12 protein-coding genes and 3 rRNA genes are annotated in these 18,609 nt (G+C 45.5%); 12 read left to right on the top strand and 3 right to left on the bottom strand.

Annotated features, from left to right (window positions below; genetic code table 11):
• Positions 1 to 33 precede the first annotated feature (33 nt).
• From ERJ70_RS16475 to chrA, 10 genes are all read left to right on the top strand, one after another.
• On the top strand, positions 34 to 930 hold the full coding sequence (locus ERJ70_RS16475) for a carbohydrate ABC transporter permease (protein WP_245208215.1): 897 nt from the start codon (positions 34 to 36) through the stop codon (positions 928 to 930).
• A 15-nt stretch (positions 931 to 945) separates the two neighbouring features.
• On the top strand, positions 946 to 1,770 hold the full coding sequence (locus ERJ70_RS16470) for a carbohydrate ABC transporter permease (protein WP_209365859.1): 825 nt from the start codon (positions 946 to 948) through the stop codon (positions 1,768 to 1,770).
• A 24-nt stretch (positions 1,771 to 1,794) separates the two neighbouring features.
• Complete coding sequence (locus ERJ70_RS16465; RefSeq protein ID WP_209365858.1) at positions 1,795 to 4,902, top strand: alpha-mannosidase; 3,108 nt, start codon at positions 1,795 to 1,797, stop codon at positions 4,900 to 4,902.
• A gap of 177 nt (positions 4,903 to 5,079) precedes the next feature.
• The gene (locus tag ERJ70_RS16460; protein ID WP_209365857.1) at positions 5,080 to 6,189 is read left to right on the top strand and encodes a GntR family transcriptional regulator; all 1,110 of its coding nucleotides are present in this window, start codon (positions 5,080 to 5,082) and stop codon (positions 6,187 to 6,189) included.
• 128 nt (positions 6,190 to 6,317) lie between these two features.
• Positions 6,318 to 6,455 (top strand): hypothetical protein, encoded by a 138-nt coding sequence (locus ERJ70_RS16455; RefSeq protein WP_209365856.1) that lies wholly within the window; start codon positions 6,318 to 6,320, stop codon positions 6,453 to 6,455.
• A 332-nt stretch (positions 6,456 to 6,787) separates the two neighbouring features.
• Positions 6,788 to 8,353 (top strand): 16S ribosomal RNA (locus ERJ70_RS16450).
• Between the two features lie 307 nt (positions 8,354 to 8,660).
• Positions 8,661 to 11,578: ribosomal RNA gene (locus tag ERJ70_RS16445) — 23S ribosomal RNA — on the top strand.
• Between the two features lie 243 nt (positions 11,579 to 11,821).
• A 5S ribosomal RNA gene (gene rrf, locus ERJ70_RS16440) occupies positions 11,822 to 11,937 on the top strand.
• The 16S, 23S and 5S rRNA genes sit together here, the layout of an rRNA operon.
• A gap of 363 nt (positions 11,938 to 12,300) precedes the next feature.
• Positions 12,301 to 12,606, top strand: coding sequence for a PadR family transcriptional regulator (locus ERJ70_RS16435; protein WP_209365855.1), 306 nt, complete (start codon positions 12,301 to 12,303; stop codon positions 12,604 to 12,606).
• A gap of 15 nt (positions 12,607 to 12,621) precedes the next feature.
• Entirely contained in the window at positions 12,622 to 13,824 is a 1,203-nt protein-coding gene (gene chrA / locus ERJ70_RS16430; RefSeq protein ID WP_209365854.1) for a chromate efflux transporter, read from the top strand.
• A 497-nt stretch (positions 13,825 to 14,321) separates the two neighbouring features.
• On the opposite strand, the gene ERJ70_RS16425 is transcribed toward chrA, so the two are convergent.
• Positions 14,322 to 15,242, bottom strand: coding sequence for a DUF4350 domain-containing protein (locus ERJ70_RS16425; protein ID WP_209365853.1), 921 nt, complete (start codon positions 15,240 to 15,242; stop codon positions 14,322 to 14,324).
• Positions 15,243 to 15,977: 735 nt separating this feature from the next.
• Between ERJ70_RS16425 and ERJ70_RS16420 the strand changes: the two genes are divergently transcribed.
• Positions 15,978 to 16,361: a hypothetical protein gene (locus tag ERJ70_RS16420; RefSeq protein WP_209365852.1), complete on the top strand. Its 384-nt coding sequence runs from the start codon at positions 15,978 to 15,980 to the stop codon at positions 16,359 to 16,361.
• Positions 16,362 to 16,432: 71 nt separating this feature from the next.
• Here the strand turns inward: ERJ70_RS16420 and ERJ70_RS16415 are convergent, their stop codons facing one another.
• Complete coding sequence (locus ERJ70_RS16415; RefSeq protein WP_209365851.1) at positions 16,433 to 17,098, bottom strand: hypothetical protein; 666 nt, start codon at positions 17,096 to 17,098, stop codon at positions 16,433 to 16,435.
• A gap of 21 nt (positions 17,099 to 17,119) precedes the next feature.
• Positions 17,120 to 17,686, bottom strand: a complete 567-nt coding sequence (locus ERJ70_RS16410; protein ID WP_209365850.1) for a M57 family metalloprotease — start codon at positions 17,684 to 17,686, stop codon at positions 17,120 to 17,122.
• Positions 17,687 to 18,121: 435 nt separating this feature from the next.
• On the opposite strand from ERJ70_RS16410, the gene ERJ70_RS16405 reads away from it, so the two are divergent.
• The gene (locus ERJ70_RS16405) at positions 18,122 to 18,481 is read left to right on the top strand and encodes a hypothetical protein (protein ID WP_245208214.1); all 360 of its coding nucleotides are present in this window, start codon (positions 18,122 to 18,124) and stop codon (positions 18,479 to 18,481) included.
• The last annotated feature ends 128 nt before the right edge of the window (positions 18,482 to 18,609 follow it).

The following is an 18,609-nucleotide window of genomic DNA, read 5'->3' as shown; positions in this document are numbered from 1 at the left end:
GTGCGTGCAGATGTTCAAACACAGCGGAATCAAATCGGCTCTTCTTCAATCGGCAAAAGAAAGAAGGATCCAACCGCCTTGCGTTCGGTCTTGTTCCTGCTTCCTTCCTGGATCTTGCTGCTGATCTTTTTTATCGGACCTATCCTGCTGACGTTTTATTTTTCTTTTACCAACCTGGCGTTGACGGGGACGCAGGCACAAAACATTGAATTTGTCGGTTTTCAAAATTTCGTTTCCATGTTCGAGGATCCTACTTTCCGAATCAGTGTCATGAAAACCATCGTCTTTTTGTTTCTTTCGGCGATCGTTGGCCAACAGATTTTGGGCTTCCTGCTGGCAATCTTGATGAAAGAAAAAAATCCAACCTTCCGCAGACTGATTGGGATCATCGTGATTGCCGGCTGGGTGACACCGGAAATTGTCGTTGCTTTTTGCTGGGTGGCGTTTCTAAATGACAATGGGACGCTAAACATGATACTCGATGCCATCGGATTGGAATCAATCACCTGGCTGTACACGTTCCCGATGATCAGTGTGTGTATCGCCAACATTTGGCATGGGACGGCGTTTTCTATGATGGTTTTCCAGGCGTCGCTGGATGACGTGCCAAAAACGATCGAGGAGGCTGCAACCATTGACGGTGCTTCCCGATTTCAGGTTTTGATACGGATCATTTTACCAATGGTCAAGGGATCGATTGTCACCAATATGATATTGGTCACCTTGCAAACCCTTGGTGTTTTCACCTTGATTTTCACCATGACTGGCGGAGGGCCTGGCACGTCGACGCAGACGCTGCCGATCTTCATGTATAACCAGGCTTTCGTCAATTATCAATTAGGGTATGGAACGGCAATTTCCTTGGTATTGTTGGTTATCGGAATTATTGCCAGCCTGTTCTACATCCGATCCATGAGAGTGAAAATTTAGCGGGGAGGGAGCAATGTGAATCGTTTTAAATGGGAAAGAACGATCCCTTATGTCATTTTATCCATCATTGGCGCGTGTTTTTTACTGCCGCTTTTATGGGTGTTGTTTGCCTCTTTTGATGCCAATGCCCAGCAGGCGCTGACAATACCAGAAGAATTTACGCTTGCCAATTTTACGGCGATTTTATCCGAGCCGGCAACGATCCGTTCTTTCGTTATCGGGTTGTTCTTGTCTTGTGGTCAGGCACTTTTGGTCGTGATCGTCGGCGTCATTGCGGCCTATCCGCTTTCCAGGTACACGCAAAAATACAAGAAACCATTCATGTATTCCATCTTGTTTATGACTTCACTGCCGATAACCGCGGTCATGGTGCCGGTCTACCAGTTGTTCATTTTCTTAAACCTGCAGGATTCCCTTGTCGGAACGATGTTGTTTTTGACTGCCTCCGGGCTGCCGTATGGAATCTGGATGTTGAAAAACTTCATGGATGCGGTTCCCCCGGAGCTGGAAGAATCCGCGTGGGTGGACGGTGCTTCGATATGGAAAGGGGTAAGACGGGTGGTGGCGCCCTTGATGATACCGGGGATATGCACCGTGGCGATTTTTACCTTTTCCATGAGCTGGGGCAACTTTTTTGTCCCCTATATTCTGATCCAGACGCCGGATAAGTTTCCGGCTTCGGTCACCATTTATCAATTTTTCGGCACGTATGGCATGGTGGAATATGGAAAGCTTGCGGCATTTTCCATCATTTATACGTTGCCGGCTGTGATACTCTATCTGTTTTCACAGCGTTTCATGTCCCAAGGCTTTAGCTTGGGCGGTGCTACAAAAGGATAATTTTTCAAAAAAGGAGTGCATGCCATGTTTTGGACAATTGAAAAGCTGGAAAGACGGATTCAGGAACTAGATTCTTATCGATACCGCAATCCCCAACCGATCCATTCATTTGAAGCGAAACTTGATTCAGAAGGGAAAGTCGGCGAACGCCCTCCTGCTGAAGGGAATTGGCAGGAAATGAAGCTGCACGAACGCTGGGAAGGCCGAGATAAATACTTATGGCTCAAAACGAAAGTGGAAATACCGAGTCAGTGGCAGGAACAGAAAATTGTCGGCGTATTCGATTTCGGTAAAACCGGTGGGGGGCATAATTCCGGCTTTGAATCGTTGCTTTACGTAGATGACTCCCCCTATCAAGGGGTGGATATGAACCATCAGGAAGTATTTTTTGCTCCGTCCGTTGCCGGAAAACAGGTCGATTTATGTTTTCGCCTCTGGTCCGGTTTAGAAGGGGGCGGCAGGCGAACCATTCAGGAGCATCAGTTGAAAACGGCGTTTGTCGCTTTATTGGATGAACGGGTAGACGATTTGTTTTATACCGCTACAGCGGCAATCGAAACGGTGAAGTATTTAGAAGAAAACCAGCCGGAAAGGATCGCGCTCCTTAAAGCGCTGGATGCGGCATTCCTGCTGGTGGACTGGTCGCAGCCAGGAAGTGAGTCGTTTTATCAAACAGTTTATCAGGCGCAGGAACAATTGAATAAGGCAGTCGAAGCGATACCGAACCACTATCCGGTGACCGTAAATGCAATCGGGCATACCCACATCGATGTCGCCTGGCTATGGCGGCTGAAGCATACGAGGGAAAAAGCGGCACGTTCGTTTTCGACCGTGCTCCGTTTGATGGAGCAGTATCCGGATTACGTATTTTTGCAAACACAGCCGCAGTTATACGATTATATCCGGACGGATTATCCGGAAATTTATCAGCAAATAAAAGCGCGGATCGAGGAAGGGCGCTGGGAACCGGAGGGTGGCATGTGGCTTGAAGCAGACTGCAACTTGACGTCCGGTGAATCGCTCGTCCGCCAGCTGTTGCTTGGTACCCGTTTTTTTCGGGAACAGTTCGGCAAGGAATGTGAATACTTATGGCTGCCCGATGTGTTCGGATATAGCTGGGCATTGCCGCAAATCCTGACCAAGTCGGGAATCAAGACCTTTATGACCACGAAAATAAGCTGGAGTCAGTATAACCAAATGCCGCATGATACCTTTAAATGGCGCGGCATAGACGGAACCGAAATCCTGACGCATTTTATCACGACCCCTGAGGAAAATCGCTGGTTCTATACGTATAATGGGAAAATCACCCCGAGGACGGTAAAAGGGATCTGGGAAGCTTACCGGGATAAAGATATCAACCAGGAACTGATTTTGTCGTACGGTTATGGAGACGGCGGGGGCGGCGTCAATCGGGAAATGCTGGAGATGCGCAGGCGACTGGATAAAATGCCGGGCCTTCCGGAAGTGAAAACCGGAAGAGCGGACGAATACTTCCAGCGTCTCCACAAAACCATCGACGAGACAGACCAATACGTACACACCTGGGACGGGGAGTTGTATCTGGAGTATCATCGGGGGACTTATACAAGCCAGGCTTATAATAAACGGATGAACCGCAAAATGGAGTTGCTGCTGAGGGAAACAGAGTGGTTAAACACACTTAAAAGCCTCCACCAACAGAAGTGGGCAGGGTATCCGGCCGAATCGCTCACGGAAAGCTGGAAAACGGTATTGCGTAATCAATTCCATGATATCATCCCTGGGTCCTCGATCCGCGAGGTCTACGAAGACAGCAAATTGGAGTATGAACAAGCGGAAAAACTGGCAAGCAAGACCTGGGCAGAGGCAGCCGACGCACTGACCGGATCGGAGGAAGACACCTTCACCATTTTCAACAGTGCGTCGTTTGCCCGGAATGAAGTAGTGGTCGTGGACCATGCCGGCGATGATTTGGAATGGAAAAACCACCGTGGAGAAGTGCTGGAATCGCAACCCACGGTAGATGGGAAATGGTTGGTGCAAGCGAAAGATGTTCCTTCCCTCGGTGCGAGCATACTTCACGCGGAAAAAGGAGTATCCCAAAGTCAATCTGTTTTCCAACCCGGCGAACATGAAATCGAAACGCCGTACTACCAGATCTCCTGGAATGAATGCGGACAGCTTACAGGCATTTTCGATAAACGGCATGATCGCCAGGTGCTGGCTACAAATGAACGTGCTAATGTTCTGCAAGTATTTGAAGATAAACCGATGCGTTTTGACGCATGGGATATTGACTTGTACTACCAGCAAAAGATGTGGGAAATCGACCGACTGTCCAGCTGCGAGGTCATCGAAAACGGTCCTGTCCGGGCGGTCGTCCAGTTCGCATGGACGTACGATAACTCGACGATTGAACAAAGAATGATGGTTTATGCAAATAGCCCGCGTATCGATTTTGTAACAGATGTCGACTGGCATGAAAGGGAGCAGCTTCTCAAGGTTGCCTTCCCGGTCGATGTCCGCTCGACAGAAGCTACCTACGATATTCAGTATGGCAACGTGAAAAGGCCGACGCATTGGAACACAAGTTGGGATTATGCCCGATTTGAGTCGGTGGGACATCAGTGGGTCGATCTGTCGGAAACTGGCTATGGTGTAAGTCTGTTGAATGACTGCAAGTACGGACATGACATCAAAGACAATGTGATGAGGCTCACTTTGTTGAAAAGTTCGATGAATCCGGATATAGAACAGGATCAAGGGGAGCATCGATTTACTTACGCCCTGCTGCCGCACAACGGTGACTGGCGTGAAGCCGGTACTGTGCAACAGGCGTGGACATTAAACAATCCACTGACGATTCAACAAGGGGCGACAGAATCCCAGTCGTTGTTCCGGTTGAGTCGTGATCATGTAATGATTGACGCCGTAAAAAAAGCGGAGGATGATGATCGGGTTGTGGTCCGTCTTCATGAATATACGGGAGCACGAGGAACGATAGAGATGGACAGCGACTATGAAGTAATCTCCTGGCAGGAATGTGACCTGATGGAACGCAATCCTTCACCGTTAGAAAGGGAGAAATCGTTCCGTTTCACCATCAAACCATATGAAATCAAAACCTTTTTGGTGGACATGAAAAAGTAAAAACCAAGCGTTCCGTTGTGTACCCCCGCCAGCCGGCAAATCGCAGGGCGGGGGATTCTTACATGGGCAGCTTACTGAATTCACCAATAATGGAAAACAATGCGACTTGATGATTAGCCCTTTTGTTTTAAATGGTATATCATTATGTTAAAGGTCTTAATACCCAGAGGTGACTACATGAAGTCTTTATATGAACAGGTGTATGAGTCGTTAAAGCAGGAGATCATCGCTGCCAAATATAAACCGGGCGACCGGGTGCCTTCGGAAAAAGAATTATCTGATGCTTTTCACGTAAGCCGAATTACCAGTAAAAAGGCTTTGGAAAAGTTGATGAATGAAGGATATGTATATCGACAACGCGGAAAAGGAACGTTCGTTTCCGAGTCGCCAGCAGGAAACGGAAACGGGCGGCACGATAAGCCATTGTTCGGTTTAATTGTCACCACATTCGATGATAGTTTCGGAAGTGGTTTGATCGCTGCAATCGAACGAGCCGCCGACGAAAGGTGTTTGTTTATACTGAAGTGCTCGTTAGGAGATCCGGAACAGGAAGAAAGAATCGTCCAGGAACTGCTTGATTACGGAGTGGATGGCTTGATTATGTTTCCGGCTCAAGCGGAACACTACAGCTCTGAAATTTTGCGGATGGTTGTAGATAAGTTTCCGTTGGTGTTGATCGACCGTTCCTTCAAAGGGGTGGCAGCTACATCGGTTTCCACAGCCAATGAAGAAGCGGCGAAAACAGGGATCGATTATTTATTCGAGCTCGGCCATGAACAAATCGGCGTGCTGGCTCCCGCCAATTTTGAAACCACGACAATCGAAGACAGGTTGGATGGAATTGTCGAAGCATTTGCTGAAAAACAGGTCGTAGTCAACCGGGAGCTATGGTGTTCAGCGTTAAAAAGTACTCTGCCGACCCCATTGGGTTCCAAAGAAGCGGATATCGATTCGATCAAAACGCACCTGAAAGAACATCCGCAAATCACGGCTTTGTTTGCCCTTGAGTATAATATCGCGATTTTAGCAAAGACTGCGGTAGAACAATTGGGCCTTTCTGTGCCGGAAGACATTTCGATTTTATGTTTCGACAGTCCGCCATGGAATGAACTAGAATGGAATTTCACCCACTTGAAGCAGCGGGAAGCAGAGTTGGGAAAGCTTGCTGTCGAACGGCTGTTGAATATGTATTATGAGGAGACTGGTTTTGAAAAAGACCGCCTGCCGGCAGAATTGGTTATCGGCAGTTCGACTAAAAAGATGAAAGTGAAGCATCCTAGTTCCTAAAACAAAAGTTTGTCAAAGGCTTTCCTTATTATATACTAGCGAAGTGGGTAGAGGAGATGTCTTCTTCCTATCCACTTTTAACGATACACAGTTGGCAGTTGCTTCTATTATTAAGGGAGTACTGGTCTTTGTGGGTAATGTTTATCGGCTTCGATACGAGTTGGATGGCGGAAAATATTACCTCGCCAAAAGGGTTGTTTTCATCGTTGCTCCGTGGTATATTGATAACTCCCTTCAAAAAAGGGAAGCGGCAAATGAGTGTTTGATACGAATTCTATTCTCTCGTTCGGCCGTTAAGGAAGCATTGACTTTTTAGCGATGTGATGTTATACTAATAAAGTTGCGGTTGAGATGCACAACAACGTGATGAAAAAACATTGACTTCTTTATCCGCATCATGTTATATTAATTAAGTTGCTGTTTTGAAAGAAACAACAATCAATTAAAAAGTTGTTGACTTCATTCTAGTAAACTGATATAATTATAAGCTGTCATTGAGACGGCGTAACCGATTTGATCTTTGAAAACTGAACAAAACAACCAGTATGTCAAGCAAGATATACAAGCTAGTTTTTTGAACGAGCAAGCAAGCTCACTTTTTATGGAGAGTTTGATCTTGGCTCAGGACGAACGCTGGCGGCGTGCCTAATACATGCAAGTCGAGCGCGGGAAGCAGGCAGATCCCTTCGGGGTGAAGCCTGTGGAACGAGCGGCGGACGGGTGAGTAACACGTGGGCAACCTGCCTGTAAGATCGGGATAACTCCGGGAAACCGGGGCTAATACCGGGTAATCCCTTCCTCTGCATGGAGGAAGGTTGAAAGGCGGCCTTTTGGCTGTCACTTACAGATGGGCCCGCGGCGCATTAGCTAGTTGGTAGGGTAATGGCCTACCAAGGCAACGATGCGTAGCCGACCTGAGAGGGTGATCGGCCACACTGGGACTGAGACACGGCCCAGACTCCTACGGGAGGCAGCAGTAGGGAATCTTCCGCAATGGACGAAAGTCTGACGGAGCAACGCCGCGTGAACGATGAAGGTCTTCGGATCGTAAAGTTCTGTTGTCAGGGAAGAACAAGTACCGTTTGAACAAGGCGGTACCTTGACGGTACCTGACGAGGAAGCCCCGGCTAACTACGTGCCAGCAGCCGCGGTAATACGTAGGGGGCAAGCGTTGTCCGGAATTATTGGGCGTAAAGCGCGCGCAGGCGGTTCCTTAAGTCTGATGTGAAAGCCCACGGCTTAACCGTGGAGGGTCATTGGAAACTGGGGAACTTGAGTACAGAAGAGGAGAGCGGAATTCCACGTGTAGCGGTGAAATGCGTAGATATGTGGAGGAACACCAGTGGCGAAGGCGGCTCTCTGGTCTGTAACTGACGCTGAGGCGCGAAAGCGTGGGGAGCGAACAGGATTAGATACCCTGGTAGTCCACGCCGTAAACGATGAGTGCTAGGTGTTAGGGGGTTTCCGCCCCTTAGTGCTGAAGTTAACGCATTAAGCACTCCGCCTGGGGAGTACGGCCGCAAGGCTGAAACTCAAAAGAATTGACGGGGGCCCGCACAAGCGGTGGAGCATGTGGTTTAATTCGAAGCAACGCGAAGAACCTTACCAGGTCTTGACATCCTCTGATCCCTCTAGAGATAGAGGTTTCCCTTCGGGGACAGAGTGACAGGTGGTGCATGGTTGTCGTCAGCTCGTGTCGTGAGATGTTGGGTTAAGTCCCGCAACGAGCGCAACCCTTGACCTTAGTTGCCAGCATTCAGTTGGGCACTCTAGGGTGACTGCCGGTGACAAACCGGAGGAAGGTGGGGATGACGTCAAATCATCATGCCCCTTATGACCTGGGCTACACACGTGCTACAATGGATGGTACAAAGGGAAGCGAAACCGCGAGGTGAAGCAAATCCCATAAAACCATTCTCAGTTCGGATTGCAGGCTGCAACTCGCCTGCATGAAGCCGGAATCGCTAGTAATCGCGGATCAGCATGCCGCGGTGAATACGTTCCCGGGCCTTGTACACACCGCCCGTCACACCACGAGAGTTGGCAACACCCGAAGTCGGTGAGGTAACCTTTTTGGAGCCAGCCGCCGAAGGTGGGGCCAATGATTGGGGTGAAGTCGTAACAAGGTAGCCGTATCGGAAGGTGCGGCTGGATCACCTCCTTTCTAAGGATATACGAAAGGCGAAAGCACCCGGGTAGCGACGTACAAACTGGACTGAACCGAAGGAGATAAAGGAAACACAGCGAACATCGTGAGCTGATGTTGACTTATCGTACGGAGGTGAGGGAAGTTGTGCTAGTCGCTGGGTGCTGGAGCTGGACAGGAATAGCTCTTACGAGCTAAACACAGGACATACTTGGTTGTTTGGTTCAGTTTTGAGGGATCAATTCCCTTACTTGTACCTTGAAAACTAGATAAGAAATGCAAGACATTCAACGACATTGAAGTAACACGTCATTCACGAACGATAAGTTAAGTGAAGAAGGGCGCACGGTGGATGCCTTGGCACTAGGAGCCGATGAAGGACGGGACAAACACCGATATGTCTCGGGGAGCCGTACGTAGGCATTGATCCGGGAATTTCCGAATGGGGGAACCCCCTGCCCGTAATGGGGCAGGACGCTTATCTGAATTCATAGGATAGGCGAGGCAGACCCGGGGAACTGAAACATCTCAGTACCCGGAGGAAGAGAAAGCAAATGCGATTTCCCAAGTAGCGGCGAGCGAAACGGAAACAGCCCAAACCAGAGAGCTTGCTCTCTGGGGTTGTAGGACACTCCATCGGAGTTAACAAGAAACAGTTTAAGCGAATCGATCTGGAACGATCAGCCAAAGAAGGTAAGAGCCCTGTAGTTGAAAGATTGTTTCCTCCGGAGTGGATCCTGAGTACGGCGGAACACGAGGAATTCCGTCGGAATCCGGGAGGACCATCTCCCAAGGCTAAATACTCCCTAGTGACCGATAGTGAACCAGTACCGTGAGGGAAAGGTGAAAAGCACCCCGGAAGGGGAGTGAAAGAGAACCTGAAACCGTGTGCCTACAAGTAGTCGAAGCCCGTTAATGGGTGACGGCGTGCCTTTTGTAGAATGAACCGGCGAGTTACGATCTCCTGCAAGGTTAAGTCGGATAGACGGAGCCGCAGCGAAAGCGAGTCTGAACAGGGCGAATAGAGTAGGGGGTCGTAGACCCGAAACCGTGTGATCTACCCATGTCCAGGGTGAAGGTCAGGTAACACTGACTGGAGGCCCGAACCCACGCGTGTTGAAAAACGCGGGGATGAGGTGTGGGTAGGGGTGAAATGCCAATCGAACACGGAGATAGCTGGTTCTCTCCGAAATAGCTTTAGGGCTAGCCTCAAGAGTTGAGTACTGGAGGTAGAGCACTGATTGGACTAGGGGCCCTCATCGGGTTACCGAATTCAGTCAAACTCCGAATGCCAGCCACTCGATCTTGGGAGTCAGACTATGGGTGATAAGGTTCATAGTCGAAAGGGAAACAGCCCAGACCGCCAGCTAAGGTCCCAAAGTATACGTTAAGTGGAAAAGGATGTGGAGTTGCTTAGACAACCAGGATGTTGGCTTAGAAGCAGCCATCATTTAAAGAGTGCGTAATAGCTCACTGGTCGAGTGACTCTGCGCCGAAAATATACCGGGGCTAAACGTATCACCGAAGCTGCGGATTGTTCTTGCGAACAATGGTAGGAGAGCGTTCTAAGTGCAGCGAAGTCAGACCGTGAGGACTGGTGGAGCGCTTAGAAGTGAGAATGCCGGTATGAGTAGCGAAAAAAGAGTGAGAATCTCTTTCACCGAAAGCCTAAGGTTTCCTGAGGAAGGCTCGTCCGCTCAGGGTTAGTCGGGACCTAAGCCGAGGCCGAAAGGCGTAGGCGATGGACAACAGGTGGATATTCCTGTACCACCTCCTTTCCGTTTGAACGACGGGGGGACGCAGAAGGATAAGGAAAGCGCACTGCTGGTCATGTGCGCCCAAGCAGTGAGAGAGTCGGATAGGCAAATCCGTCCGGCAATCTCAAGCTGTGATGGGGAGGGAAATAAAGTACCGAAGTTCCTGATTTCACACTGCCAAGAAAAGCCTCTAGTGAGGAAAGAGGTGCCCGTACCGCAAACCGACACAGGTAGGCGAGGAGAGAATCCTAAGGTGATCGGGAGAACTCTCGTTAAGGAACTCGGCAAAATGACCCCGTAACTTCGGGAGAAGGGGTGCTTCTTTTGCGAGAAGCCGCAGTGAATAGGCCCAAGCGACTGTTTAGCAAAAACACAGGTCTCTGCGAAGCCGTAAGGCGAAGTATAGGGGCTGACACCTGCCCGGTGCTGGAAGGTTAAGGGGACGCGTTAGCCGTAAGGCGAAGCGTTGAACCGAAGCCCCAGTAAACGGCGGCCGTAACTATAACGGTCCTAAGGTAGCGAAATTCCTTGTCGGGTAAGTTCCGACCCGCACGAAAGGTGCAACGACTTGGGCACTGTCTCAACGAGAGACCCGGTGAAATTATACTATGCGTGAAGATGCGCATTACCCGCGACAGGACGGAAAGACCCCGTGGAGCTTTACTGTAGCCTGATATTGAATGTTGGTACAGCTTGTACAGGATAGGTGGGAGCCTTAGAAACCGGAGCGCTAGCTTCGGTGGAGGCGCCGGTGGGATACCACCCTGGCTGTACGGACCTTCTAACCCAGGACCGTGATCCGGTCCGGAGACAGTGTCAGGTGGGCAGTTTGACTGGGGCGGTCGCCTCCCAAAGAGTAACGGAGGCGCCCAAAGGTTCCCTCAGAATGGTTGGAAATCATTCGCAGAGTGTAAAGGCAGAAGGGAGCTTGACTGCGAGACCTACAAGTCGAGCAGGGACGAAAGTCGGGCTTAGTGATCCGGCGGTGCCGTATGGAAGGGCCGTCGCTCAACGGATAAAAGCTACCCCGGGGATAACAGGCTTATCTCCCCCAAGAGTCCACATCGACGGGGAGGTTTGGCACCTCGATGTCGGCTCATCGCATCCTGGGGCTGTAGTCGGTCCCAAGGGTTGGGCTGTTCGCCCATTAAAGCGGTACGCGAGCTGGGTTCAGAACGTCGTGAGACAGTTCGGTCCCTATCCGTCGTGGGCGTTGGAAGTTTGAGAGGAGCTGTCCTTAGTACGAGAGGACCGGGATGGACACACCGCTGGTGTACCAGTTGTTCCGCCAGGAGCATAGCTGGGTAGCTACGTGTGGAAGGGATAAGTGCTGAAAGCATCTAAGCATGAAGCCCACCTCTAGATGAGACTTCCCATCATTTTAAATGAGTAAGATCCCTCAGAGACGATGAGGTTGATAGGTCCGAGGTGGAAGCGTGGTGACACGTGCAGCTGACGGATACTAATCGATCGAGGACTTAACTTAAAATAAAAAAGTGAAGGCGACTGGTCAACAGCGTATGGATAGATCAGCCAGATGGTAGTACGCCGCTTTGAGCGTACGAAAAGCTGGATGAACTATACACTAGCTGTTAGGAGCCGTAACTGGATTAAAACAAAAAGCGTCGCGGGCTTCGGCCCGCAGAGCTGGATTCAAACGTGTGAAGTTCGTTGATGTCTTCCTTCTTATCTAGTTTTGAAGGTACACTTTCTTAAAAGCATACCGATGTCTGGTGGCAATAGCGGAGAGGCCACACCTGTTCCCATGCCGAACACAGCAGTTAAGCTCTCCAGCGCCCATGGTAGTTGGGGCTTTGCCCCTGCGAGAGTAGGACGCCGCCAGGCAAACCAAACACCCTTGAATGAGGACATCCTCGTTCAAGGGTGTTTTTTTAATACGTTTTTTAAACGAGCAGGTCGGCAGAAGGGTTTACCATTCTTTGGAATGCATTTTGTTCATTTATTATCCAATCACTTACTGGCGTATTTTGTAGAATAGGAAATAGCAAACCAGTTGTATCAGCCATTAAAAATTTCACCCTTCCCCCCTTTGGAAGACTTTATTACACCTTTGTTAAATTAATTGAGTTTCTCTAAAATTATCCCAACCTGCTTGCCACTACTTTTCCTGTTTTATATAATCAATATCGAAAACCGATATTGAATTTCGTTTTCGTCGTTCCTCCATATCGGAAAAGGAGAATCAAAGTGGATAATAAAGTATTAAGGAAACTATTCTTAGGTTTCATTCAAATTCATATTTTACACCATGCGAAAGAAGATGCGATTTATGGATCATGGATGCTGGAAGAATTGCACGAGCATGGATATGAAATTAGCGCAGGGACTCTGTATCCGATTTTACACAGCATGGAAAAGGATCAACTATTAAATAAAGAAGAGGTAAACGTAGAAGGAAAGATACGAAAATATTACCGCATAACAAGTAAGGGAGATGTTGTGCTTCAGGAAGCTCGTGCAAAAGCATATGAATTGTTTAAAGAAATTACATAGGGACGGTGAAAAGAAATGCCAAAACAATTGAAGAAACGAAATCATCTACACCCACTCTTGCAAATTTTGATTGCTTCAACCAAGCTAGGGTTAACTTCGTTCGGTGGTCCTGTAGCTCATTTAGCTTATTTTAAGGATGAATATATCGATCGCAGGAAATGGCTTACTGAAAAAACCTATGCGGATATTATCGCGTTGTGCCAGTTCCTTCCTGGTCCGGCAAGCAGTCAGGTCGGTATTTCAATCGGTATGCTACGCGGCGGGCTTTTAGGTGGATTGATATCCTGGTTCGGGTTTACTGTACCGTCCATTGTCATACTTGTCGTTTTTGCGATGCTTTACCAAACATTCACGCTTGACGACGCAGGGTTTATCCATAGTTTGAAAATTGTCGCTGCAGCCGTTGTTCTTCATGCATTGATAGGGTTAGGGAAAAAACTGACACCTGATAAAACCAGATTGGCGATTGCTATTGTTGCGGCAGCTGTGATGTTGTTGTATCCATCAGCCTGGATGCAGATTGCCATCATACTCGCAGCCGGATTACTGGGGTTAAAACTTTTCAAGGATAAAGCAGAATCTAACGTAGAACCATTTTCTGTGACAATTTCTAAGAAAACCGGCATTGTTTCGTTAGGAATCCTGATTACCTGCCTTGTCTTTTTGCCATTGATCACACGTACAACCGACAATCGGTTGTTGGATATTTTCGACATGTTTTTCCGTGTCGGGTCTTTAGTGTTTGGTGGTGGTCATGTTGTGTTACCAATGATCGAGAGGGAAGTGGTGCCGCCGGGGTTGTTGTCGCCTGACGAGTTTCTTGCCGGTTATGGAATGGCTCAGGCAGTACCAGGTCCGTTGTTCACTTTTTCTAGTTACCTGGGGACCATGATGGAAGGAATAACGGGAGCAATTGTCGCGACAGTGGGTATTTTTCTGCCATCGTTTTTATTGATCATCGCGGCTTTGCCATTTTTAAATGCTTTGCGCCAGAGGTCGGCCTTCCAAGGGATACTGATGGGAGTCAATGCGAGTGTGGTTGGCATTTTATTAGCAGCATTTTATGACCCGGTCATCAACAGTTCGATTTTCGATGCGGCCGATTTCGCTCTTGGAGTCATCTTATTTGCTTTATTGAACAGATGGAAGGTCCCAGCTTGGCTTATTGTTATAATTGGGGTGATTGGGGGATATCTTTTCAGTATGCTGGGATTTTAATAGGGCTACATGAGATATGCTTGGTTAATGTCTATTGATCCTATACACTAAATAAAAAGTATTCGGATTATCTTTATAATTGTACTAATTGGAAGGGATGTTCAAGGCGTATTTTCATGAGCAGATGGAAAAAGTATAGAGCATAACTAGGTAGGTGAGTTCATTTGGAGCTATTTATCAGTTTGATGATAGGCATCTTATTCTTATCAGTAGGGACTTTAGATTTTTTTATGCCTTCTAAATTGAATCGTATCGTTAGATTTATCATGAGATTTATCATTCTGTTTATTGGTACAGGATTTACTTTATACGCTTTGTTAATGCTGCTCGGTTACGTTTCTTTTCTAAAGTAAACCTCCTGATTGTTTACAAGAGCCCCCTTGTATATTAGTCATTTGAAAAAAGAGAACGCTTGGAAACGTCCTTCCAAAAAAGCGTTCTCTTTTGTTAGTCATTGCGGAACTAATTCCTTGTAATTAGCTTTCTGTTCAAATTGGTTATTCTTCATTTCCGTCATAGCTAATTAAGTTAGTAAAAATCCGGTATCCACCTGGAACGAGGTTCTGGATTTGTCGATACCAGACAAGATTTGTATAGAGGTAAGTTCCTTCTCCATAATCAGTCAGCAAAATACCGCCCTCGAATTGGTCTCCGTCGAGGTCTGTCATTGTTAGGAAAGTTTCATATTGGTCATTCCACTGCATCGGAAAGTATAATCCTCTTTCCTGAATCCAGCCTTCCCAGTCTTGTTCGGTAATCTGATTTGGTTGATTGAATAGAGGGTGGTCGGGCTGCAAAATAGTATAGTCGGATGCTTCGTCTGTTACCCTCCATTCAATAGACGGGGATCCTATGGTAAGGGGATATGGAGCAGTATTCTCTGGGTTCCAGTTGTCTCCCGGTTTATGATACTGAACCACCACATGTCCGCCGTTCTGGGCATATTCTAAAAGCCTGTCGTTCTGTTGTACCAGGTCTTCCCGCGAAAGATAAGCACGTATCCCCGTTACGACTGTATCAAATTTTGACAGGTCCTCGGTTGCCAAATCCTCGATTTTGGTTACATCCATTCCGACTTCTGACAACTTATCCGCTACTTTGTCAAAGCCTGAATCAATGTATCCTACTTGAAGATCTTGTGGAAATTCTAAATTCAACGCCAACCCATTTAAATCTGCGTTTTGTATATTGTAAAAGGTGCCAATATGCTCATAAGCTATTTCTTGAACTTGTTTTTGTAGAAGCTTTCCATCCACCTCAGCAGTTGGAGTAATGACAAAAGGTTTATCTGTTAAATCCTCTGGTGGCTCAATGGAGAAAGTAACGGTTTTTTCTGTCTCTCCTTTCTCAAAGGAAACGTTTTTGCCGCTTGCTTGTTCCCACCCTTTGGGAAGCTGCAGGGAAATGGTTGTATCCAACGAATCTTGCGTATAGTTTGTAACATCTACCTCGACATCTACAGCTTCTCTCGATTGAGCAGTTATTTATCGCTAATGTCTCCGGATTCGTTTTCAGTCCAACCTCTGGTAAAACTGCGATTGTTTCTTCTGGATTTTGCGATATAGTCGAGGTAACATGGTTCACTTGATAAGAAATAGTGGTTTGAAGAATTGAATCACCGTATGGTTGATAATAATCAGCATCCTCCGCTGCTGTTACGGAAAGCGGTATGTTTTTTTTCTCACCTGGCTGTAGAGTGAAAGTTTCTTTTTCTCCTTTGATCTCCCAATCTTTCGGTACAGATAAGGCTGGTGAAACGTCCTTCAATACGCTTTTTGGGAAGAAGGATGGATTTGAAAGAATAGAATAGGAGGAGATTTAGGAAATGGTGTCACTTCTAGTCGAATAAACAGGTGTAGAAGGCCATGAAAAAGATGCGCACTAAATCAAGGAATACACCGAACCACGCCATAAGTTATATATGGATGTTCGTGATTTAGTGAAAGGATTGAACCGTAGACTTCAAGGTTTTAACGTACGGTTTGATGTGGGGGAGCTGAAAGTAAAGAAGATAGCCGAAAGGCTACCCTCTAGAAATCAGTTCTCTACTCTACAGGGTAAATGGGCTTTTTTAATTTCTTGACAAAGTAATGATATAATCTTATTAAATTCATATATTTATTGTATATTGAATAAAAAAGGGGTGATTCAATGTGAAAAAGAGTTTATGGCTATCTTTTTTTGTAATAGTTACTCTTTTAGGATGTAATCAAGAGGAAATAGAATTAACTTCAAATAAAGATACAACAAAGGATACAGTTACGGAAAGTCCAAGCAAGAATGAGATATCAACAGACCCTGACTATGTGGATATGCTTGTGTATGAGATTAAAGAAACAAGTATATTAATTGCTCCGCCGGCAACAGATCCTGAAGCATCATATCCAGTTTACGAGATATTAATAGATAAAGATACCGATTTCCGAGGCAGAGTAAATAATTTTAAAGATTTAAAACTTGATGATCGCTTGAATGTTTGGACGAAAAATAAAACAGATGGAAAGGTAGTTGCTAAAATTATATTAGTAAGTGAATAATCATTAGGTTCAATGAAACCGAATAGGAAACCCTTTTCACTACCAATTAGTAAAAAGGGTTTCTATCTTATTTATTCATTTATTAAACTTTTTAATTCACTTAACTCTAAGTCTACAACCTTCTTTGTAATACCACTTTTGTTTGGTGCATTGATGTTTAAGCTTTTAGCATCAGAACTGTTAATCGAACTTTTAACTTCGTCAAGAGTGTAAAAGCCTTGAATACCTCTAATAGCTTGGTATTTACCATTCCTTTCGGTAGAATCTTCAATTTTTTCTAAGAACAAAAGGTACTTTTTATCTTTTTCCAGTAGTGGAAAATCATGAAACTCTTCAAACTTCCCATCTTTTCTAACCCCACCATATTGGGATATAATTAGTCGCTCTTTAGGAATTTCACCTTTTAACATCTCTATTGGACTTATAGTTGCATCCGTAAATGTATCTTCGTAGCCATTAAAAGGTTGGTAAGAATTTAGGCTTTCTTCGAGTTCAGCTACTAAAATTATATCTGAAGACTTGATTAACGATTGAACATCAGGGAACTCATCTCCCCAGCTTGCATGCACCTCAACTTTGTTTGGATCTATAGAAGAGCTTTCATCTACTTCAACTTTGTTCGAATTTGTAGAGGGGCTAGCTTTTATGTTGTCCTCTATCAAGAAATTATAACCTGCAAACATACTTATTAATACTACAGCTATTACAACTAACGACCGTCTTTTTATTATTTTCATAACAGGTTCTCCCCTTTCATTTTATTTTTGGTGTGCATAGTGCAGTTGTAGAGAATAAGTTTCATTTGTATTTGGCACGTATTGCCTTCTAGTATCATAGGGATACATTAAATAACTTGAAGTGTTTCTATGCTGTAAGCCAACTGCATGACCAAATTCATGAGCAATTAAACCTTTCAACTTAGACTGGCTATAATTCATGATGTTTTTCCCCTCATTTAGCTTTATATTCACAACATAATAGTGACCACTTCCATCCCAGTTATAGGAAGCTCCTTCCGCTTTGCCTGTCCAACTAACCGAAGAGAGGTCTACGTTATCAACTTTAATTTGTCGATTAGAAGCATAAGAAGTTCTGTAAAAATCAATCACCCATGTATTATTATTCCAATTGTCCATGGCGGCTGTATTAACAAGACCTTTTAATGTAGTATTTCCCGTCACATTGTTTAAAAAAGGTATAGCAGTCTCGTTAGACCAATGACCTCTCCAAGTATCAGCAGCACTAGCTTCCTTTCCACCTACTATGAATGAACTTAGTGAAACTAAACATAGTAGCAAAGCTATCTTACTTTTAGTTTTACTCACTTTAAATCCTCCCCCTTTAAATTTTAGATTAGTAAACAGATTCTTTGGAAAAGTTACATATAAAGAATACTAAATGGAGATCACCTCTATCATTTAGGATTAAGAGTAATTTGAAAATTAAAAATATTATTACTCTTAATCCTGATTTTACTATAATTCCCAAAAGAAGTATATTGGGAAAGTGTAGGCATTATTTTCTGTTTATCCCTATTTTTTCAATAAACTTTCCTAAAACAGGAAATTAATTATCCACTTCTAGTAATTTTCCGCATAAAATTACTACTAATATAGTAGTTTTCTTTTATACATTTGTAATAGTTTTATAAGTAAATATACAAGTCAAGGTTTGAGATCCTTCTATATTTTTTTATGTTATACGAGGGCTATCGAAAAGGTATCCGGGTGCTCCGTTTGATGAGGGCTGTCGTGCTGACGATGGAGTTTAATAGAGAAAGAGCTTTTCAGCAAGCTAGAGAGAACATGATCACCATTACAGAGCTTGCAGATGTCCTGACCCGTGATTATGGTCTATCTTTTCGAAAAGCGCATCGCCAAGCCAGTATTATCGCAAAAAAGGCTGATACAGCAGGTAAGGAGTTATATGAAATTTCTTTAGAGAAAATTAATGACTGGCTTGAAGGTGTGCAGCTAAAAAAAGAAGATTGGCAGCAGATAATTGACCCGGCATGCTTTGTGGAAAGGAGAAGGGTAAGTGGGGGCCCTAATCAGGATTTGGTAAAGGAAATGATCAGAAGTAGAAAAGGAGATTTTTCAAGGAAGAGTGATCGAGTTTAATGCAAAGGTGTTGAGAATCTTTCAGCTGCTTATAATCTTGTCAGACGTTCGATTTTTATTTCAGATTCACCTGACCTTTGCTGGTTTTTAATTTAGTATCTGTTTTAAGAGGTCCGGTTTCTATTAAT

The sequence above is a fragment of the Sediminibacillus dalangtanensis genome, assembly GCF_017792025.1.
GTDB classification, from domain to species: Bacteria; Bacillota; Bacilli; order Bacillales; family Amphibacillaceae; genus Sediminibacillus; species Sediminibacillus dalangtanensis.
Note: the sequence above shows the minus strand (reverse complement) of the source record. Positions and strands in the feature narration are given on the sequence as shown.